We start from the raw sequence: 16733 nt of genomic DNA, 5'->3' as shown, positions 1-16733 counted from the left end.
TACTAGATGTAGTTGAAATAAGTTTCAACCATACAAGATATGGGAATTATCGATTAATTACTCCCCACCGATGAGCCTGGCGGGGAGCGGGAGTTTGTGCTGAAAAATCGCCGGATTACATCCGCATGCTAACGGCCAGGCGGTTGAAGCAGTTCATCAGACCGATCGCAAAGGTCAGGTCGCTGATTTCGCGAGCGCTAAAATGCGTAAGCAGCGGCAGATAAACGTCATCTTCAGCATGGGTTCTGGCGATATCGGTCACCGATTCAGCCCACGCCAGCGCCGCTTGTTCCTGCGCGCTGAAATGATGACTCACTCGCCAGCCGGCCAGCGCGTCCAGTTTACTTTGCGTGACACCCGATTTACGCAGCGCCTTGCTGTGCATTTCCAGGCAAAATGCGCAGCCGTTGATCTGCGAAATACGCAGGTAAATCAATTCCATCAGCGTGGTATCCAGCGCGCTGTTTTCCAGTGCCGTTTTCGCTTGTACCAGGGCGTTATAGACTTCAGGGCTGAGTTCATAGTAGGGCTGGCGTAACGTCGTCATGGTGCTTCTCCTCGTGTTGATGGCCGGCAATGTAGCACTATAATGGACTGCAAAAGAGAGCCATATTTTTACGAAAAAAGCAGACCATATGCCGCGCTATCAGCAAATTGCACGTCAGTTAAAAACGGCCATTGAACGTGGGGAACTCCAGCCCGGAGCCAGACTACCGTCCAGTCGTACCTGGTCACAGGAGCTGGGTATTTCGCGCTCGACGGTGGAAAACGCTTATGCGGAGCTGGTGGCACAGGGCTGGCTGGAGCGGCGAGGGCAGGCGGGAACGTTTGTCAGCGCACAGTTGCATCCGGAGCAGACGTACAGCGAACCGGTGGTCTTTGCCGGAGAAAGTACCGTTCCTCAGCCCTTCCAGATGGGGCTTCCTGCGCTGGATCTCTTCCCGCGAGACATCTGGGCGCGGGTGATGGGGCGACGACTGCGCACGCAGACGCGTTTTGATCTGGCTCTCGGCGACGTCTGCGGTGAAGCCGTGTTACGCCAGGCAATCGTGGACTATCTGCGCGTGTCGCGCAGTATTGACTGTCTGCCCGAGCAGATTTTTATCACCTCAGGCTATGCGGCATCAATGACCCTCATCCTGCGCGCGCTGGCCACGCCGGGCGATGGCATGTGGATTGAAGATCCCGGCTTTCCGTTGATCCGTCCGGTGATTGAGCAGGAAAATGTCGCGCTGCTGCCGGTTCCGATCGATGACGACGGGTTGAATGCGGCGATCGGGATCCGCGATTATCCGGATGCGCGTTTTGCGCTACTCACTCCGGCCCATCAAAGCCCGCTTGGCGTCGCGCTGTCGTTAGCCCGGCGTCATCAACTGCTGGAGTGGGCATCACATACCCAGGCGTGGATTATTGAAGATGATTACGACAGCGAGTTTCGTTATCACGGTAAACCGCTGCCGCCGCTGAAAAGTCTGGATGCGCCACAGCGGGTAATTTACGCCGGTACGTTCAGCAAATCGCTGTTTCCCGCCTTGCGCTGTGCATGGCTGGTGGTGCCAGTAAACCAGGTGAGTCGTTTTCGTCAGCAGGCGGTACGGATGGCCTGTAGCGTGCCGCTGCTCTGGCAGCAAACGCTGGCGGATTTTATCCGTGATGGGCATTTCTGGCGGCATCTGAAAAAAATGCGTCAGCACTATGCGCAGCGAAGGCAATGGACGGAAAGGGCGCTCGGCGAACAGGGATTTCACGTTGTGCCCCAACAGGGCGGGATACAGCTGGTGATTACTGTTGACGGTGACGATATCGCGCCGGTACGCAAAGCCAATGAGGCGGGCCTGGCGGTCCAGGCCCTGAGTCGCTGGCGGTTGAATACATCGGGGATGGGAGGGATTTTGCTGTCGTTCACTAACATCGCTTCGCCTGAAATCGCAAGACAGGTGGCAAAGCGGTTGCGACAGGCCATTCAGTCAGCGCTTTAGTCGAGTTTATGCCAGGCCGGATATACGTAAACGCTATCCGGCACCGGCCTCATCCTTAGCGACGAAGACTCAGCAACGCACCGACAAAGATCCCCACCGCCGCCGCCGTACCGATGCTACACCAGGGTTTATCACGCACAAACGTATCAGCGCAGCCTACGGCGTCACGGGCGGCTTGCTGCACGCGCGTCCGGCCATGCATTTTCGCACGCGTCTCTTTCAGTAGCGCCTGTGCTTTACGCCGTGCGGTATCTGCTTCATCCTTCGCATCGCTACCCAATGACTTCAGTACGGCTTCCAGACTATCGGCTAATTGATTGACGTCATTATGAATATCCTGCACGCCATCATCTACGTCGTTTCGGTTCGGTCGGTTAAACATATGATCCTCCAGTGATTTCGATGTGACTTTCAGTTTAGTCGATATTTTTAACTTCTGAGACGCCTCACGGCGTTATTGCGCGTTTATGGACTTTTCTGAAAGCGTTGCCAATGCTGAATCAGGTAAGGTAAGCCCGCAGTAAAAGATAACGAGGAAAAAATATGTATTTACGACCTGACGAGGTGGCGCGCGTACTTGAAAAAGTGGGGTTTACCGTTGATGTGGTAACACAGAAAACGTACGGTTATCGACGTGGCGAGAATTATGTCTATGTTAATCGCGAAGCGCGTATGGGACGCACTGCGCTGGTGATTCATCCGACATTAAAAGAGCGCAGTTCTTCGCTGGCTGAACCGGCATCTGAAATTAAAACCTGCGACCATTATCAGCATTTTCCGCTTTATTTAGCCGGGGACACCCACGAACACTACGGCATTCCTCACGGCTTTAGTTCGCGTATTGCGCTTGAGCGTTATTTGAATGGACTGTTTGGCGAGGCGAGTTAATTAAGCGACTGGCACAGCCAGTCGCAAAGTCGTTTCAGGCTTTAACCTGTTGGTAGCGACTCACCTTAAACAGGCGGCGGCAATAATCGAGGAAATAGCCATATACCGCCCCCATCATCATCGATATTACGATATTAGAACTGACTGCGGCGGTAATTTGATGCCAGTCAGCGCCCACCGTCAGCAGAATAGCGACATAAACCGGGGACTGGAAGGTGACATAAGCCAGTACATCCGCCAGGTTTTTCAGCCACCCCGCAGAACCCACTTTACGCGACGCCTTCATAAAGAGATCACGATACATTCCATAGGGCCAGGCGATCAGAATGTTGACCGGAATGGCGACCAATCGGGACGAAAGTGATTGCTCAAAGGTCATTCCGGAGAGGAAGATCTCGATCAACATGTTCACGACAGAACAATAAACAACCATCGCGAACGTGTCTGCTACAGCATGACGCAAGCGTGACTGTGGTGAGAACATGCTGATGCTCCTTGTAAAAAAGGGGTAAAATTGCCGTTAAATAAGTTCGTGTTAGTGTTTTGTTGTGGTGTTTTTGCTTAATGCTAGAGTATATTGCTGCATTGTAACTATCAACTAGCGAAATATTTTTATTTTGACGCTTTTTGTCGATAAAATACTCTGTAACCGCCTGATTTTTGTACCGGATAGAGTTTTTGTTGTTTGTGTATTTTAAATGATTAAAAATCAATATGTTATGTTGGTGTTCTGGTTGAGGGGTTTCCCTGTAAGGCAAAAACCGCATTCTATGTTCGATGAGCCGATATGGAGGTTATTCGTCAGAGAATGAGAAAATGAGCCGGAATATTATTTAGCGTATATTAACGGGAGGTGGTATTTCCTCTGTTATATTCCAGGGGCTGGAAAATGTTCTAACAATATAATAGACTGCGCAGTGTAATAATTTGTTTTTGCGTTAAAGGATTTTAATTATTATGAATTTGATGTTACAGAACTTAAATAATATTCGTAAATTACGCGCCATGGCTCGCGAATTCTCCATTGACGTTCTTGAAGAAATGCTGGAGAAATTCAGGGTCGTCACTAAAGAAAGACGTGAAGAAGAAGAACAGTTACAGCGTCAGCGCGCTGAACAGCAGCAGAAAATTAATACTTTGCTGGAAATGATGAAGGCCGACGGAATTAGCCCGGAAGAGTTATTCAGCAATGACGCCGCGGCCATGCGAGTGGGTAAAAAACGCCAGCCGCGTCCGGCGAAATATCGCTATACCGATCTTAACGGGGAAAGTAAAACCTGGACCGGTCAGGGGCGTACGCCAAAACCGATTGCCCAGGCACTGGCGGCAGGTAAATCGCTGGACGATTTTCTGATCTAATTCTGTAAGCGGTGAGGTGTTCCTCACCGCTTATTTCCCGTGATTATTGAGGACGGCGATTCCACGGCATTTTGTCGAGCAATCGCGCCATGCCGCAAAAACCAGTCAGTCCGGCGAACAGCAACCCCGCGCCTACAAAACCGCTGAGCAGGAAAAAGCCGCTGTTGACGCTATATCCCAACACTACGCCCAGTAAGGCCAGCCCGCCTGCGGCAATTTGTACCTGACGCATCAGCGGAAGCGGCTGTGATTTATCTTCTGCCGTGGGGAAAACCGCCGCTTTCCAGCCGTCAATGCCCCCTTCCAGCAACAAGGCTTCAGCCGGTGCGGCAAGAGCCTGCAAGGTAGCCGCATTGTTTTGCGTTCGTTTTCCGGACTGACAATGGAAAATGACGCATTCACCTTGCAGCCTGGCAGGAAAGCCCCCCTGTTCGAGCGTACTCAGCGGTGCGAGATGGGCCTGCTGAATATGTTCACGCAGATATTCGTCGGCATCGCGAATATCAATCAGTCTGGCGCCTTGCTCAATACGGGCCTTTGCGTCGCGCGGGGAAATCGTCCCGATGGTCATGTTCACTCCTTATGGACAATAGACGTTTTTCAATGTGGCAATGAGTGAATTCACCGCTGCATTTTTAATGAAATAGAGGATGCGCTGAGCATCGCGCTGGCTGCCAATCAGCCCTTCTTCGCGCATTTTTGCCAGATGCTGTGAAGTGGCCGAGGGACTTAACCCGGTGGCGCGTGCCAGATCGCCCGCGCTGGTGCCCGGTGAGCCGCAAAGCATACACAGGATCAGCAGTCGCTTAGGGTTGCTCATCGCTTTCAGCAGGGCCGCCGCCTGTTCCGCGCTGGCCTGGAGTTGTTCGAGTTCGCTCATATTTATTTTAGTGTTTTCTAAATTAAGTAAAGTCTAAAATAAAAATGAAGAGACTGCCAGTGTAAAAATCGTAAAAGAGGGTAAAAGCGAGAGTGATAACTGGCAATCTCCGCTAAGCTCGCTACGCTTAGGGATAAAATCCCTTTTTAAACAATGAGTAATTTTTCTTTTTGGAGTGTATATGGGTTTCTGGAGAATTGTATTTACGATCATTCTGCCGCCGCTGGGGGTCCTGTTGGGTAAAGGATTCGGCTGGGCGTTCATTCTTAATATCGTTCTGACCTTACTGGGCTATATTCCGGGTTTAATTCACGCGTTCTGGGTGCAAACCCGTCCTTCATCTCTTTCTTAACCGCCATGATACCGCCCGATAGCGTGACGTTATCGGGCCACACCGATCGCCGCGCCGTCAGAATTTTAAGCGAAACTTTCTGCTACACTTCCTGAGTGTTTATTGTCAACGATCGAGGTGGATATGGGACTTTTCAACTTTGTAAAAGACGCCGGGGAAAAACTGTGGGATGCAGTAACCGGTAATCACGATAAAGACGATTTAGCAAAAAAGGTGCAGGACCATCTGCATAAAACCGGTATTCCGGATGCTGACAAGGTGAATGTACAAATTGCTGATGGCAAGGCGACGGTGACGGGTGACGGATTAAGTCAGGAAGCGAAAGAAAAAATCCTGATTGCGGTCGGGAATATTTCCGGGATTGCCAGCGTGGAGGATCAGGTTAAAACCGACGCGCCTGCCGCCGAGAGTCAGTTCTACACGGTGAAATCCGGCGATACCCTGAGCGCTATTTCGAAACAGGTTTACGGCAATGCCAACCTGTATAACAAAATTTTTGAGGCGAATAAGCCGATGCTTAAAAGCCCGGATAAAATATATCCCGGCCAGGTGCTGCGTATTCCGGAAGAATAAATAAGCGCCGTCAGGATTTTTGCGCCAGTAGTTTACCGGTCATGGCCTGCTGGATAATAGGTATCGGCGTCAGTAAATGTTGGCGCATGAGTTCACTGGCGCGCGTCGCATCGCGCGCCAGAATTGCCTCCGTTAGCGTCTGATGCTGAATGTGTTTATCCTCCAGCATTTCAACCGACAAGACCGTTTTTCGCAGCCAGATAAACCGATAGCGCGCCGCGAGATCAAACAACCGTTCACGCATTTGCAGCAGATACTGCGAACCGCATCCGGCAACAATAGCGGTATGGTATGCCTGATGGCGTAAATCCCACTCATCCAGCAGGTGTTCGCTGGCGTCGCTGGCCTCTAGCTTGCTGAGCATGTGGGCGCGGGCGAGGATCTCAGCTTCCCATTCGTCACCGCCGCGTTCAATCGCCAGACTTACCAGCATGGCTTCCATATTGGCCCGGGCGTCGAAAATATCGAGCAGTTCCTGCTCTGACATGGACGCCACCCGATACCCTTTTTGATTCACCACCGTGACCAGCCGTTCCGCCACCAGATGAGAAAGCGCCTCCCTGAGCGGCCCAACGCCAAGAGAATAGCGTGAAGTTAATAAACTCATGCGCAGTTTTTCATCAGGTTGATAAACACCACGGATAATATCGTTCTTCAGCCAGCGGTATCCATCTATGGCCGTCGGATGGGAAATGGCGGTCATGGTCTTACTCCTGAATCGTGTTCCCGGCCTGCGCCGGGAAATCATTTAACGGGTATTTTGCAGCGGTGTCTTTTGCCACAATACCAGTTTTTTCCAGCGCGACATAATCGGCACGGTGCAAATAATCCCCAACCCCAGCAACCCTGTGGAAATCACTTCCAGCTGTTGCGCCGGGCGGAAGAGCATCACAACCAGCACAAAGATGATAAAGCCAATCACCAGCCAGGTCAGCCATGGATAGAGCCACATTTTCAGTTTGATCTCGCCGCCTTCCGCCAGCAGGATTTTGCGCATCCTCAGCTGAGAAACGGCGATAACCAGATACACCAGCAGGGCGATAGCGCCGGAGCTGTCAATCAGGAACTTAAACACTTTTGCCGGGGCATAATAGTTCACGACGACGGTTAAAAACGCCGCGCCTGTCGAGAGTAACACCGCCACCCAGGGGGTTTTGCTGCGATTGATTTTACCCATCATCGCTGGCGCGTCGCCACGGCGGCTCAGGGAGTAGAGCATTCGCGACGCGGTATACAGCGCAGAGTTCAGGCAACTGGTTACCGACAGCAGGATCACACAGTCCATGATCAGTTTGGCATGCGGAATATGCAGCAGTTCCAGCACCGACTGATAGGAACCTACTTCTTTCAGACCCGGCATGTTCCACGGAATCAGGGAGACGACGACAAAGATCGAACACAGATAAAAGATCGAAATACGCCAGATGACCGAGTTAGTGGCGCGGACGATGTGCTTATCCGGCGTATCGGATTCGGCAGCGGCGATGGTAACAATCTCAGCGCCCATAAAGGAGAACATGGTGATCAGCATGGCGCTTAGCACCGCGCCAAAGCCGTTCGGCATAAAGCCGCCGTGATCCCACAAGCGCGAAATACCGCTGACTTCAGCGTAAGGGTAAAAACCGCTGATCGCCGCGGCACCCAGCGCGATAAAGGCGAGGATGGCAATCACTTTGCACAGCGCCAGCCAGAACTCAAATTCACCGTAGTTTTTGACGCTCAGCAAATTACTGCCGGTCAACGCCAGCGTGATGACCAGCGAGAACAGCCAGATCGGGATGCCAGGGACCCAGGAATTGAGGATGATGGCGGCGATATTCGCTTCAAGCGGGATCACCAACACCCAGAACCACCAGTACAACCAGCCGATGGTGTAGCCTGCCCAGCGTCCGATGGCTTTATCGGCGTACGTGGAAAAGGAACCGGTGTCCGGCGTGGCGACGGCCATTTCGGCCAGCATCCGCATAATCATCACCACCAGTAATCCGGCGAACAGATAGGCCAGCAGGACCGCGGGCCCGGCCTGGGCTATCGCCACACTGGAACCCACAAACAGACTTGCGCCGATAACCCCGGCAATAGACAGCATGGTGACGTGGCGTGATTTCAGCCCGCCCCCTAAATCATGTGATTGCGACAGTTGCCCCATCTTATGACCTCTTTATTGTTATTGAACCGTTTGCCGGATGGCGGCTCCGCCTTATCCGACCTTCAGAGGAGAGGTTTTCCAGGCCGGACAAGACGCCGAGGCATCTTGTCCGGCAGCGCTACAGGCGTGTTAACCGTGTTTCGCCTCATCAAAACACTGGGCGATAATGTCCAGCCCCTGGCGGATTTGCGCCTCTTCAATGGTGAGCGGAACGAGGATGCGCAGCACGTTGTAGTACGGCCCACAGGAGAGCAGGATCAGACCTTTATCGCGGGCGCGCGTGACGATCTCTGCCGTCAGTTTTGCATCCGGCTTGTTGTGGTCGCCGTCTTCAAACAGTTCGATGGCGATCATCGCCCCCAGCCCACGGACATCGCCGATTTCACGATGCGTTTCGGCAATCGCCAGCAGACCGTTGCGCAGGGTTTTGCCGAGTTCGTTGGCTTTTTGCAGCAGATTTTCCTGCTCGAAAATGTTCAGGACCGCCAGCGCGGCGGCGCAGGCAATCGGGTTACCGGCATAGGTGCCGCCCAGTCCACCCGGCGGGATGGCGTCCATGACGTCGGCGCGTCCGGTGACGCCCGCCAGCGGGAAGCCCCCGGCAATGGATTTGGCGAAGGTAGTGATGTCCGGTGCCACGCCCATCTGCTCCATCGCAAACAGCGTACCGGTACGCCCCGCACCGCTCTGTACTTCATCGGCAATCAGCATGATCCCGTGTTCGTCGCAAATCGCGCGCAGGCGCTGCATAAAGGCCGGAGAGGCGGCGTAGAAACCGCCTTCGCCCTGTACTGGTTCAATCACGATGGCGGCGATATCTTCCGGCGCGGCATCATTTTTAAAGATGCGGTGAATGCTGGCGATGGCGTCATCTTCGCTAATGCCGTGCAGGGCGCACGGATAGAGCGCGCGATAGACGTGACCCGGCATCAGCCCCATTCCGGCGGAGTACGGATTCACTTTCCCGGTCAGCGACAGGGTGTAGTGAGTGCGACCGTGGTATGCACCGCTAAAGGCGATCGTCCCCGTCCGTTTCGTTGCCGCGCGGGCGATCTTCACCGCGTTTTCTACCGCTTCGGAACCGGTGGTGACCAGCAGGGTCTTCTTGGCGAAGTCGCCCGGCACTTTCTGGTTCATGATTTCGCACAGTTGCAGATACGGCTCATAGGCCAACACCTGGAAGCAGGTGTGGGACAGTTTTTTCAGTTGCGCTTCGACTGCCGAGACGATCTGCGGGTGCAGGTGTCCGGTGTTCAGCACCGCGATGCCGCCAGCAAAATCCAGGAATTCACGGCCTTCCACATCCCAGACCCGGCAGTTTTCCGCGCGCGCGGCAAAGATCGGATGAATTTGTCCTACGCCACGCGGGACGGCATGAGCGCGACGCTGCATTAATTCGTTATTGGTGCTCATCAGGTGTTCTCCAGTTGATTTATTATGAAAGGCCAATGCACAGGTATTTGATTTCTAAGTAATCTTCGATGCCGTATTTGGAACCTTCACGGCCAAGACCGGAGGCTTTGATCCCGCCAAACGGCGCGACTTCGTTCGAGATAATGCCGGTATTAATGCCGACGATGCCGTACTCCAGCGCCTCGCCAACGCGAAAGACGCGGCTCAAATCGCGGGCGTAGAAATAGGCCGCCAGACCAAACTCGGTGTCGTTGGCCTGTCTGATAACGTCGGCTTCATCACTAAAGCGGAACAGCGGAGCCAATGGACCGAAGGTCTCTTCTTTGGCGACCTTTGCGTTGTCTGGCACGTCCACCAGAATGGTGGGCTGGAAGAAATTACCGCCCAGCGCGTGCGGTTTTCCGCCGGTGATGATGCGCGCCCCTTTTTCCAGCGCATCGGCAATATGCTCCTGCACTTTGGCGACCGCTTTCTCATCAATCAGTGGGCCGGTAGTGACGTCGGGTGCCAGACCGTCACCGAGATGCAGTTTTTCCACCGCCTGTTGCAGCTTCTCCGCAAAGCGCTCATAAACGCCGTCCTGCACATACAGACGGTTGGCGCAGACGCAGGTCTGTCCGGCGTTGCGGAACTTGGACGCCAGCGCGCCTTCAACCGCTTTATCGAGGCAGGCATCGTCAAAGACGATAAACGGCGCATTACCGCCCAACTCCAGAGAGACTTTTTTGATGTCTTTGGCGCACTGTTCCATCAACTGACGACCAATCTCCGTCGAACCGGTGAACGACAGTTTGCGCACCAGCGGATTGTGGGTCAGTTCGTTACCGACCGCGCCCGCCGAACCGGTGACAACACTGAATACGCCCGGCGGGATCCCGGCGCGGTTTGCCAGTTCCGCCAGCGCCAGCGCGGAGAACGGCGTCTGGCTGGCGGGTTTAAGCACCATCGTGCAGCCAGCCGCCAGTGCCGGACCGGCTTTGCGGGTGATCATCGCTGACGGGAAGTTCCACGGCGTAATGGCGGCAGTAACGCCAATTGGTTGCTTAATGACGATCAGGCGTTTGTCGGCCTGGTGTCCGGGAATGGTGTCGCCATAAATGCGTTTGCCCTCTTCGGCAAACCACTCAATAAAGGAGGCGGCATAGCTGATTTCCCCTTTGGCTTCTGCCAGCGGCTTGCCCTGTTCCAGGGTCATCAGGCGGGCGAGATCGTCCTGATGCTCCAGCATCAGATTGAACCAGCGACGCAGAATATTCGCCCGCTCTTTGGCGGTGAGGTCGCGCCAGGCGGGCAGCGCGCGGTTAGCGGCCTCAATGGCATCGCGGGTTTCCGCGCTGCCCATTTTCGGCACGCTGCCCAGCGTCTTGCCGTTGGCCGGGTTGGTCACCGCAATGACTTCGCCGCTATCGGCATCGCGCCACTGGCCGTCGATCAAGGCCTGCTGACGGAACAACGTCGGATCGTTTAGTTGCATGATGGCTTCCTGTCTGAAAAAAGGTTAACGGGTGAAAGCGGCGTGTAAGGTGTCCACGCTACGTGCCGCACGCAGCGTGCGTCCGGGGTTGCTCTGGTTTGCCAGCAGCGTTTGTACCTGGCTGACGATGTGTGCGCCGATAGGCAGCGCTGACGTCGCCGCAGGGGAGGGGGCATTGCAGGTGTGGATCGATCGTGGTGTGGTGACAAACAGAAAATCGTCAATCAGCTTGCCGTCCGGCGAAACGGCCTGAGCGCGGACGCCTGCAGGCCACGGTTGCAGATCGTTTAGCGTCAGGCTCGGGCAGTACTTTTGCACCAGTCGCAGATAGCCACTCTTGCACAGCGAGTTTTTCATTTCGCTTAAACCGGCGCGCAGGTTGTTTTGCAGAACCCGACGAATGCCGGAAGAACCGAGGATCTCCAGCGTATCGCTGAGCGAAAAGTCGCGTTTGCGATAGCCCTCGCGCTTAAACGCCAGCACCGCATTCGGCCCAACCGTGACGCTGCCGTCGATCATGCGGGTGAGATGGACGCCGAGAAACGGCATCGCCGGATCGGGAATTGGGTAGATCAAATGGTTGACGATATGGTTGTGTTCCGCCGCCAGGCGGAAGTACTCGCCACGGAACGGGCAGATGATAAAGCCTGGCTCGACGCCGAGCATTTTCACCAGCCGATCGGCCATCAGTCCGGAGCAGGTAATTAGCGTCGACCCTTCAAATTCCTGTCCCTGGCGGGTACGCACGACCACGCCCGAGGCGTGCTCTTTCAGAGCGCTGACGTCGGCGTTGTAGATAATTTCGCCGCCTCTGGCCTGGAAGATTTTCGCCATCGCCGCCGTGACCTCCCGGTAGCTGACGATCCCGCTGGACGGCACAAAAATGCCGCCGAGTCCGGTGATGTTTGGTTCGCGCTCGCGCAATTCCTGCGCATTCAGCCACTCGCGTTCTAAGCCATTCGCGGCGGTGCGATCCCACAGGGCGCGCATCCGTTCCATTTCCTGTTCAGAGGTGGCGACCAACATCTTGCCGCAGGTGTCGTAGCGGATGTCGTTTTGATCGCAAAAGGCTTTGGTCGCACGGTTACCGGCGAGACAAAACTGCGCCTTCAGACTGCCGGGAGTGTAATAAACCCCGGCATGGATCACGCCGCTGTTGTGGCCTGTCTGATGACAGGCCGGGCCGGACTCTTTTTCCAGCAGCGCGATGCGAGCGTCCGGATAGACCTCACTTAACTGCATGGCGGTCGACATGCCAATAATGCCGCCGCCAATAATCACAAAATCATACATCCGCTTTTCCTTCACGCTTACTGATGCGTCTGGTAGTGGTGGGTGGAATAAGCGAAGTAGCCGCGCTGACGCATGAGTTCGCGGCGCAGGTCCGGGTGCGAGGTAAAACGATCGCGACCGTGTAGCCAGAACAGGTTGTTGATCAACAGGAATTTACCCACCGAAACCGGAACGGACAGGATGCTTTTGCTGGTTTCCAGCGCATCAGACAGCTCGCTCAGCCAGACACCTTCTTCAAAATCTTTTGGCTGCACAAACTGGTCGATGTAGCGCATAACCGGGCGGCCCTGTTGGTCGACGTCAAATACCGGGTGGTACACATCATGACTGACGTTCTTGCTGGGCGGCGCAGCGAAGCGCATCGGACGGCGCGCCAGTGGGTGGCTGAAGTACTCGTCAAGATGTTCCCAGTCGTCAAGATGCAGCAGCAGCGAGTTGCCGCCGGTCATGTTTTGCTCGTCGATTTTCATCATCAGCACGTAATCGGTGATCTCTTCGACGTAGGTGCCGTCGTTATGCAACTCCATTACGCGGTGTGGCTGACGCAGATAGCTGTCTGAGTTATCGACGTTTTTTACCACAAAGCGCGCATAATACTGACCGCTCATGGCATCAAAGTTGGAGCGTCCAACCAGATGGGCCACCGCGGTTGCCAGTTTGACCATATCGTCAGCCTGCGCCACGTTATCGATGCCTTCTGCGTTGATCAGTAACGCGCCCTTTGCGCGATCCAGCAGCGTTTTCAGCAGCAGCGGCTGCAGCTGGTTGTCGCACAGATCGTCAAGGATCTTGCCCACTTTGAAGCGCAGGAACGATTTGTATTCCAGTGCCTGCACCGGCCATTGCGCGACCTGCCGAAGAAAGTGTTCTGTCGTCCGGGCGGAAAAGGTCAGCTCCAGCAGACGTGGGGATTGGGCTGACGGTTTCAGCGTAAATCCGTTGCCAGGCTGGCCTGGATCTTCAGCGTTTGGTTTAACGGCAGTCAGTGCATTCATCAGAATCGATCCTCTCAGTAGATGGTCAGGGAGACATGGCGAAGCTCATTTCGTAGCCATAAATTAAAAATATCTACATTTTTAGAAAACGCGCACAAAATGAACTTTTTGTTTCTTTTTTGTGATCAAAAACAACAAATATTTAACATTATTAAATGCAGGGGTAAATGCATGCGTATCGGGAGAAAAGGGCGGAAAAGGTTGAGGAAACCGCCGGTTAGCCTACACTAACGCCGGTTGCGGTGTGTCTGATGAGCGAGGTTCGGGATAAACATGTTGCTTAAAAACCTCTTCCGTCGGGTGAAGTGGGTCAGTTCCGGCCTGTTGGCGCTGATCAAACACGTGGTGCTGACGCTGCTGGTGGTACTGATTATTTTTCTCGGCGTGCGGGTGTATCAGACAGAGAGTGGGCCTGATCTTCATTCCTGGCATACCTGGCACGGGAATGAAATGAGCGCGGCGGCGCTGGATAACGCCACCTTTGCGCAGTATCAGGCACGGGAAGCGGCGCTGTTTGCCGATCTACAAAAACAGGTGGGCGATACGCTGAGCCCGGATGAGCAGACGCCGATCAACCGTTTCTGGTTGGGCAGTCGGGTTGCTCCGGCGCAATTTACCCCCAACTGGAACCGCTCATTCGTGTTGATGCCGCAAGGCAAACCGCGCGGCGTTGCCGTGATGCTCCACGGCCTGACCGACTCGCCCTACAGCCTGAAAGATATCGCCCGGATCTACCAGCTGCAGGGATTTATCGCCGTGGTGCCACGCCTGCCCGGACACGGTACCGCGCCAGGCGCGTTAACGGCGGTCGACTGGGAAGCGTGGCTGGCCGCGACACGTCTGGCGGTGCGTGAGGCGACGAGACTGGCGGGTAACGAGGTGCCGCTGCATCTGGTGGGGTACTCTAACGGCGGCGCGCTGGCGCTGAAATACACGCTGGACAGTATGGACGACGCCACGCTGCGACGTCCGCGTCAGGTGGTGTTGCTGTCGCCGATGATTGGCGTCACCTCCTTCGCCCGTTTTGCCGGGCTGGCGGGACTGCCGGCGCTGTTTCCCGCGTTTGCCAAAGCGGCGTGGCTCAACGTCACGCCAGAATTTAACCCCTTCAAATACAATTCGTTTCCGGTCAATGCGGCGCGGCAGTCTTATCTGTTGACCAAAGCGCTACAGCAGCAAATTGTCCAGGATGCGCAGACTATGCGACTTCACGATCTGCCGCCGGTGCTGACCTTCCAGTCGGTAATGGATTCCACCGTCAGCACCCAGGCGGTAGTGGAGTCGTTGTATCGCTATCTGGGACCTAACGGCAGCGAACTGGTGCTGTTTGATATCAATCAGGCGGCTAACCTGCGCCCTCTGCTGCGGACATCTTCTTATACCGCCGCCGCGACGTTGCTGCCCTCCGTACCGCGAGCTTACCGCACAACGGTGGTCACTAATGCCACGGCAGAAACGCTGGCCGTGGTGGCGCGTGACACCCTCGCCGGAACGCGTGATGTGCAGGTTCAGCCGTTACAGGAGGCCTGGCCGCAGGAGATGTATTCGTTGTCGCATGTGGCGGTGCCCTTTCCAATGACCGATTCGTTGTATGGGTTGAAGCCGGATGTGTTGAATCGCTATGGGCTGAGCATTGGCACGATTGCGCTGCGCGGAGAGACCTCCACGCTGCTGGTGGGGCTGGATACGTTAATGCGTGTCACCTCGAATCCGTTCTTTCCCTATATGAAGGAACGGATTGAGGCGGTTATCGGAAGGAATGTTAAGAATTGAGACTGTTGCCGGATGACAACGCGGCGTGTTTTATGCGGCCTGGGTTGCGGGTAGGCCGGATAAGCGAAGCGCCATCCGGCGAGGCATTACCCGACATCCACCTGCGGTTTGGTGTGGCGCTTACGGAGGATCCGTAACAGCGGCGGGATCACAATGACTGCCACCGCCATCACCAGCAGCACTTTGGTGACGCTACTTTCCCACAGAATCGCCATATTGCCGTTACTGATCGACAACGCACGGCGCAGGTTTTGTTCGAGCATTTCGCCCAGCACAAAGCCTAAGATCAGCGGCGACATCGGGAAGTGCATTTTGCGCAGAACGTAGCCCAGCACGCCGAGCGCGACCATCAGCACCAGATCGAAGGTTGTACTGTGTACGGCGTACACCCCGACAGCGGAAACCGCCGCGATAGCCGGTACCAGGAACCACAGTGGGATGGTCAGCATCCGGGTGAACAGGCCGATCAGCGGAATGTTCATCACCAGCAGCATCACGTTGGCAATCAGCAGAGCCGCAATCAATCCCCAGACGATATCCGGTTGTTCGGTAAACATCGCCGGTCCCGGCGTGATGTTGTACAGGGTTAGGGCACCCATCATCACCGCCGTGGTGCCGGAGCCCGGCACGCCCAGCGTCAGCATCGGAATAAACGAGCCACAGGCCGACGCGTTATTCGCCGCTTCTGGTGCGGCAACTCCACGAATATCGCCTTTGCCGAAGCTGTCGCTGTTGCCGCTGATTTTTTTCTCGGTCATGTAGGTGATGGCGCTGGCGATGGTGGCACCCGCGCCCGGCAGCACGCCGACGAAGAAGCCAATCACCGACGAGCGCAGCGTCGCGCCGACGCACTGCGCGCCTTCTTTGGCGTTGAACAGCATGCGCCCTGTTTTGCGTACCAGTTTCTGCCCGCTGCTGGTATGTTCCAGCATCAGCAGGATTTCAGAAACCGAGAACAGGCCGATCACCACGACGATAAACTGCACGCCGTCAGAAAGATGCACGCTGTCAAAGGTAAAGCGATACACCCCGGTGTTGGCGTCAACGCCGACGGTCGCCAGTCCCAGACCAATCAGCGCCGCCAGAAACGATTTCAGCGGATTTTGCGCCATCATGCTGCCAAGACAGGCAATCGCAAAAACCATGAGCGCGAAGTACTCTGCCGGACCAAACGCCAGCGACCATTGCGCCAGTAAGGGGGCGAACAGAATGATTCCGCCGATGGCGATCAGTGAGCCAAAGAAGGAGCTGACCGCTGAAATAGAGAGCGCGACGCCGCCGCGCCCCTGTTGCGCCATCGGGTAGCCGTCCAGCGCGGTCATAATTGCCGCCGCATCGCCGGGCACGTTGAGCAAAATCGACGAAATGCGTCCGCCGTATTCGCAACCAATGTAAACCGTTGCCAGCAGGATTAGCGCCGATTCCGCTGGCAGATGCAAAGCAAAGGCCAGTGGCAACAGGATCGCCACGCCGTTGATCGGCCCCAGACCCGGCAGCAGACCGACAATGGTGCCGACGAAGCAGCCGATCAGCGCGATCACCAGGTTTTCCGGCGTCATCGCCACCGCAAAACCCTGAGAAAGATATATCCAGGTATCCATCGTT

General features: G+C 55.2%; 18 protein-coding genes. 6 read left to right on the top strand and 12 right to left on the bottom strand.

The window, feature by feature from the left end:
* Positions 1–115: 115 nt before the first annotated feature.
* Complete coding sequence (locus tag AOY24_RS15575) at positions 116–547, bottom strand: carboxymuconolactone decarboxylase family protein (protein WP_044255114.1); 432 nt, start codon at positions 545–547, stop codon at positions 116–118.
* Positions 548–635: 88 nt separating this feature from the next.
* Here AOY24_RS15575 and AOY24_RS15570 point away from each other — a divergent pair, with 88 nt between their 5' ends.
* Positions 636–1979: a PLP-dependent aminotransferase family protein gene (locus AOY24_RS15570; protein ID WP_054176937.1), complete on the top strand. Its 1344-nt coding sequence runs from the start codon at positions 636–638 to the stop codon at positions 1977–1979.
* 55 nt (positions 1980–2034) lie between these two features.
* Here AOY24_RS15570 and AOY24_RS15565 read toward each other — a convergent pair whose 3' ends face one another.
* Entirely contained in the window at positions 2035–2361 is a 327-nt protein-coding gene (locus AOY24_RS15565) for a DUF883 domain-containing protein (protein WP_042999636.1), read from the bottom strand.
* Positions 2362–2522: 161 nt separating this feature from the next.
* Between AOY24_RS15565 and AOY24_RS15560 the strand changes: the two genes are divergently transcribed.
* A complete protein-coding gene (locus AOY24_RS15560; protein WP_042999637.1) occupies positions 2523–2867 on the top strand; it encodes a DUF2002 family protein in 345 nt (114 codons plus the stop codon).
* 34 nt (positions 2868–2901) lie between these two features.
* On the opposite strand, the gene alaE is transcribed toward AOY24_RS15560, so the two are convergent.
* Positions 2902–3351, bottom strand: a complete 450-nt coding sequence (alaE, locus tag AOY24_RS15555; RefSeq protein WP_042999638.1) for an L-alanine exporter AlaE — start codon at positions 3349–3351, stop codon at positions 2902–2904.
* 473 nt (positions 3352–3824) lie between these two features.
* Here alaE and stpA point away from each other — a divergent pair, with 473 nt between their 5' ends.
* Entirely contained in the window at positions 3825–4226 is a 402-nt protein-coding gene (stpA, locus tag AOY24_RS15550) for a DNA-binding protein StpA (RefSeq protein ID WP_042999639.1), read from the top strand.
* Between the two features lie 43 nt (positions 4227–4269).
* Here stpA and AOY24_RS15545 read toward each other — a convergent pair whose 3' ends face one another.
* Positions 4270–4797, bottom strand: coding sequence for a rhodanese family protein (locus AOY24_RS15545; protein WP_054176936.1), 528 nt, complete (start codon positions 4795–4797; stop codon positions 4270–4272).
* A gap of 9 nt (positions 4798–4806) precedes the next feature.
* Positions 4807–5106 (bottom strand): helix-turn-helix transcriptional regulator, encoded by a 300-nt coding sequence (locus AOY24_RS15540; protein ID WP_042999641.1) that lies wholly within the window; start codon positions 5104–5106, stop codon positions 4807–4809.
* A gap of 181 nt (positions 5107–5287) precedes the next feature.
* On the opposite strand from AOY24_RS15540, the gene AOY24_RS24060 reads away from it, so the two are divergent.
* Together AOY24_RS24060 and lysM are read left to right on the top strand one after the other, a co-directional pair.
* The gene (locus AOY24_RS24060; RefSeq protein ID WP_042999642.1) at positions 5288–5458 is read left to right on the top strand and encodes a YqaE/Pmp3 family membrane protein; all 171 of its coding nucleotides are present in this window, start codon (positions 5288–5290) and stop codon (positions 5456–5458) included.
* Positions 5459–5581: 123 nt separating this feature from the next.
* Positions 5582–6031, top strand: a complete 450-nt coding sequence (lysM, locus tag AOY24_RS15535; protein WP_042999643.1) for a peptidoglycan-binding protein LysM — start codon at positions 5582–5584, stop codon at positions 6029–6031.
* A gap of 10 nt (positions 6032–6041) precedes the next feature.
* On the opposite strand, the gene csiR is transcribed toward lysM, so the two are convergent.
* From csiR to glaH, 6 genes are all read right to left on the bottom strand, one after another.
* Positions 6042–6734: a DNA-binding transcriptional regulator CsiR gene (csiR, locus tag AOY24_RS15530; RefSeq protein WP_042999644.1), complete on the bottom strand. Its 693-nt coding sequence runs from the start codon at positions 6732–6734 to the stop codon at positions 6042–6044.
* 45 nt (positions 6735–6779) lie between these two features.
* Positions 6780–8180, bottom strand: coding sequence for a GABA permease (gabP, locus tag AOY24_RS15525; RefSeq protein ID WP_042999645.1), 1401 nt, complete (start codon positions 8178–8180; stop codon positions 6780–6782).
* A 129-nt stretch (positions 8181–8309) separates the two neighbouring features.
* Positions 8310–9593 (bottom strand): 4-aminobutyrate--2-oxoglutarate transaminase, encoded by a 1284-nt coding sequence (gene gabT, locus AOY24_RS15520; protein ID WP_054176935.1) that lies wholly within the window; start codon positions 9591–9593, stop codon positions 8310–8312.
* A 22-nt stretch (positions 9594–9615) separates the two neighbouring features.
* Complete coding sequence (gabD, locus tag AOY24_RS15515) at positions 9616–11067, bottom strand: NADP-dependent succinate-semialdehyde dehydrogenase (RefSeq protein ID WP_042999647.1); 1452 nt, start codon at positions 11065–11067, stop codon at positions 9616–9618.
* A gap of 24 nt (positions 11068–11091) precedes the next feature.
* Complete coding sequence (gene lhgO, locus AOY24_RS15510; protein WP_054176934.1) at positions 11092–12360, bottom strand: L-2-hydroxyglutarate oxidase; 1269 nt, start codon at positions 12358–12360, stop codon at positions 11092–11094.
* A gap of 17 nt (positions 12361–12377) precedes the next feature.
* Positions 12378–13355 (bottom strand): glutarate dioxygenase GlaH, encoded by a 978-nt coding sequence (gene glaH, locus AOY24_RS15505; RefSeq protein ID WP_042999649.1) that lies wholly within the window; start codon positions 13353–13355, stop codon positions 12378–12380.
* Between the two features lie 273 nt (positions 13356–13628).
* Here glaH and AOY24_RS15500 point away from each other — a divergent pair, with 273 nt between their 5' ends.
* Positions 13629–15128, top strand: a complete 1500-nt coding sequence (locus tag AOY24_RS15500; protein ID WP_054176933.1) for a carboxylesterase — start codon at positions 13629–13631, stop codon at positions 15126–15128.
* 86 nt (positions 15129–15214) lie between these two features.
* Here AOY24_RS15500 and AOY24_RS15495 read toward each other — a convergent pair whose 3' ends face one another.
* The gene (locus AOY24_RS15495; RefSeq protein WP_042999650.1) at positions 15215–16729 is read right to left on the bottom strand and encodes a tripartite tricarboxylate transporter permease; all 1515 of its coding nucleotides are present in this window, start codon (positions 16727–16729) and stop codon (positions 15215–15217) included.
* Positions 16730–16733 lie beyond the last annotated feature (4 nt).

Source organism: Citrobacter sp. CtB7.12 (assembly GCF_001297795.1).
Lineage (GTDB): Bacteria > Pseudomonadota > Gammaproteobacteria > Enterobacterales > Enterobacteriaceae > Citrobacter_A > Citrobacter_A amalonaticus.
This window is presented reverse-complemented; position numbering and strand designations above follow the sequence as displayed.

What these genes read in the sequence shown, in the direction of transcription:
- stpA (WP_042999639.1), top strand. Translation starts at nt 3,825, where the DNA reads ATGAATTTGATGTTACAGAACTTAAATAATATTCGTAAATTACGCGCC.
- AOY24_RS15545 (WP_054176936.1), bottom strand. Translation starts at nt 4,797, where the DNA reads ATGACCATCGGGACGATTTCCCCGCGCGACGCAAAGGCCCGTATTGAG.
- gabT (WP_054176935.1), bottom strand. Translation starts at nt 9,593, where the DNA reads ATGAGCACCAATAACGAATTAATGCAGCGTCGCGCTCATGCCGTCCCG.
- gabP (WP_042999645.1), bottom strand. Translation starts at nt 8,180, where the DNA reads ATGGGGCAACTGTCGCAATCACATGATTTAGGGGGCGGGCTGAAATCA.
- alaE (WP_042999638.1), bottom strand. Translation starts at nt 3,351, where the DNA reads ATGTTCTCACCACAGTCACGCTTGCGTCATGCTGTAGCAGACACGTTC.
- lysM (WP_042999643.1), top strand. Translation starts at nt 5,582, where the DNA reads ATGGGACTTTTCAACTTTGTAAAAGACGCCGGGGAAAAACTGTGGGAT.
- AOY24_RS15570 (WP_054176937.1), top strand. Translation starts at nt 636, where the DNA reads ATGCCGCGCTATCAGCAAATTGCACGTCAGTTAAAAACGGCCATTGAA.
- AOY24_RS15500 (WP_054176933.1), top strand. Translation starts at nt 13,629, where the DNA reads ATGTTGCTTAAAAACCTCTTCCGTCGGGTGAAGTGGGTCAGTTCCGGC.
- gabD (WP_042999647.1), bottom strand. Translation starts at nt 11,067, where the DNA reads ATGCAACTAAACGATCCGACGTTGTTCCGTCAGCAGGCCTTGATCGAC.
- csiR (WP_042999644.1), bottom strand. Translation starts at nt 6,734, where the DNA reads ATGACCGCCATTTCCCATCCGACGGCCATAGATGGATACCGCTGGCTG.
- AOY24_RS15495 (WP_042999650.1), bottom strand. Translation starts at nt 16,729, where the DNA reads ATGGATACCTGGATATATCTTTCTCAGGGTTTTGCGGTGGCGATGACG.
- glaH (WP_042999649.1), bottom strand. Translation starts at nt 13,355, where the DNA reads ATGAATGCACTGACTGCCGTTAAACCAAACGCTGAAGATCCAGGCCAG.
- AOY24_RS15575 (WP_044255114.1), bottom strand. Translation starts at nt 547, where the DNA reads ATGACGACGTTACGCCAGCCCTACTATGAACTCAGCCCTGAAGTCTAT.
- AOY24_RS24060 (WP_042999642.1), top strand. Translation starts at nt 5,288, where the DNA reads ATGGGTTTCTGGAGAATTGTATTTACGATCATTCTGCCGCCGCTGGGG.
- AOY24_RS15540 (WP_042999641.1), bottom strand. Translation starts at nt 5,106, where the DNA reads ATGAGCGAACTCGAACAACTCCAGGCCAGCGCGGAACAGGCGGCGGCC.
- lhgO (WP_054176934.1), bottom strand. Translation starts at nt 12,360, where the DNA reads ATGTATGATTTTGTGATTATTGGCGGCGGCATTATTGGCATGTCGACC.
- AOY24_RS15565 (WP_042999636.1), bottom strand. Translation starts at nt 2,361, where the DNA reads ATGTTTAACCGACCGAACCGAAACGACGTAGATGATGGCGTGCAGGAT.
- AOY24_RS15560 (WP_042999637.1), top strand. Translation starts at nt 2,523, where the DNA reads ATGTATTTACGACCTGACGAGGTGGCGCGCGTACTTGAAAAAGTGGGG.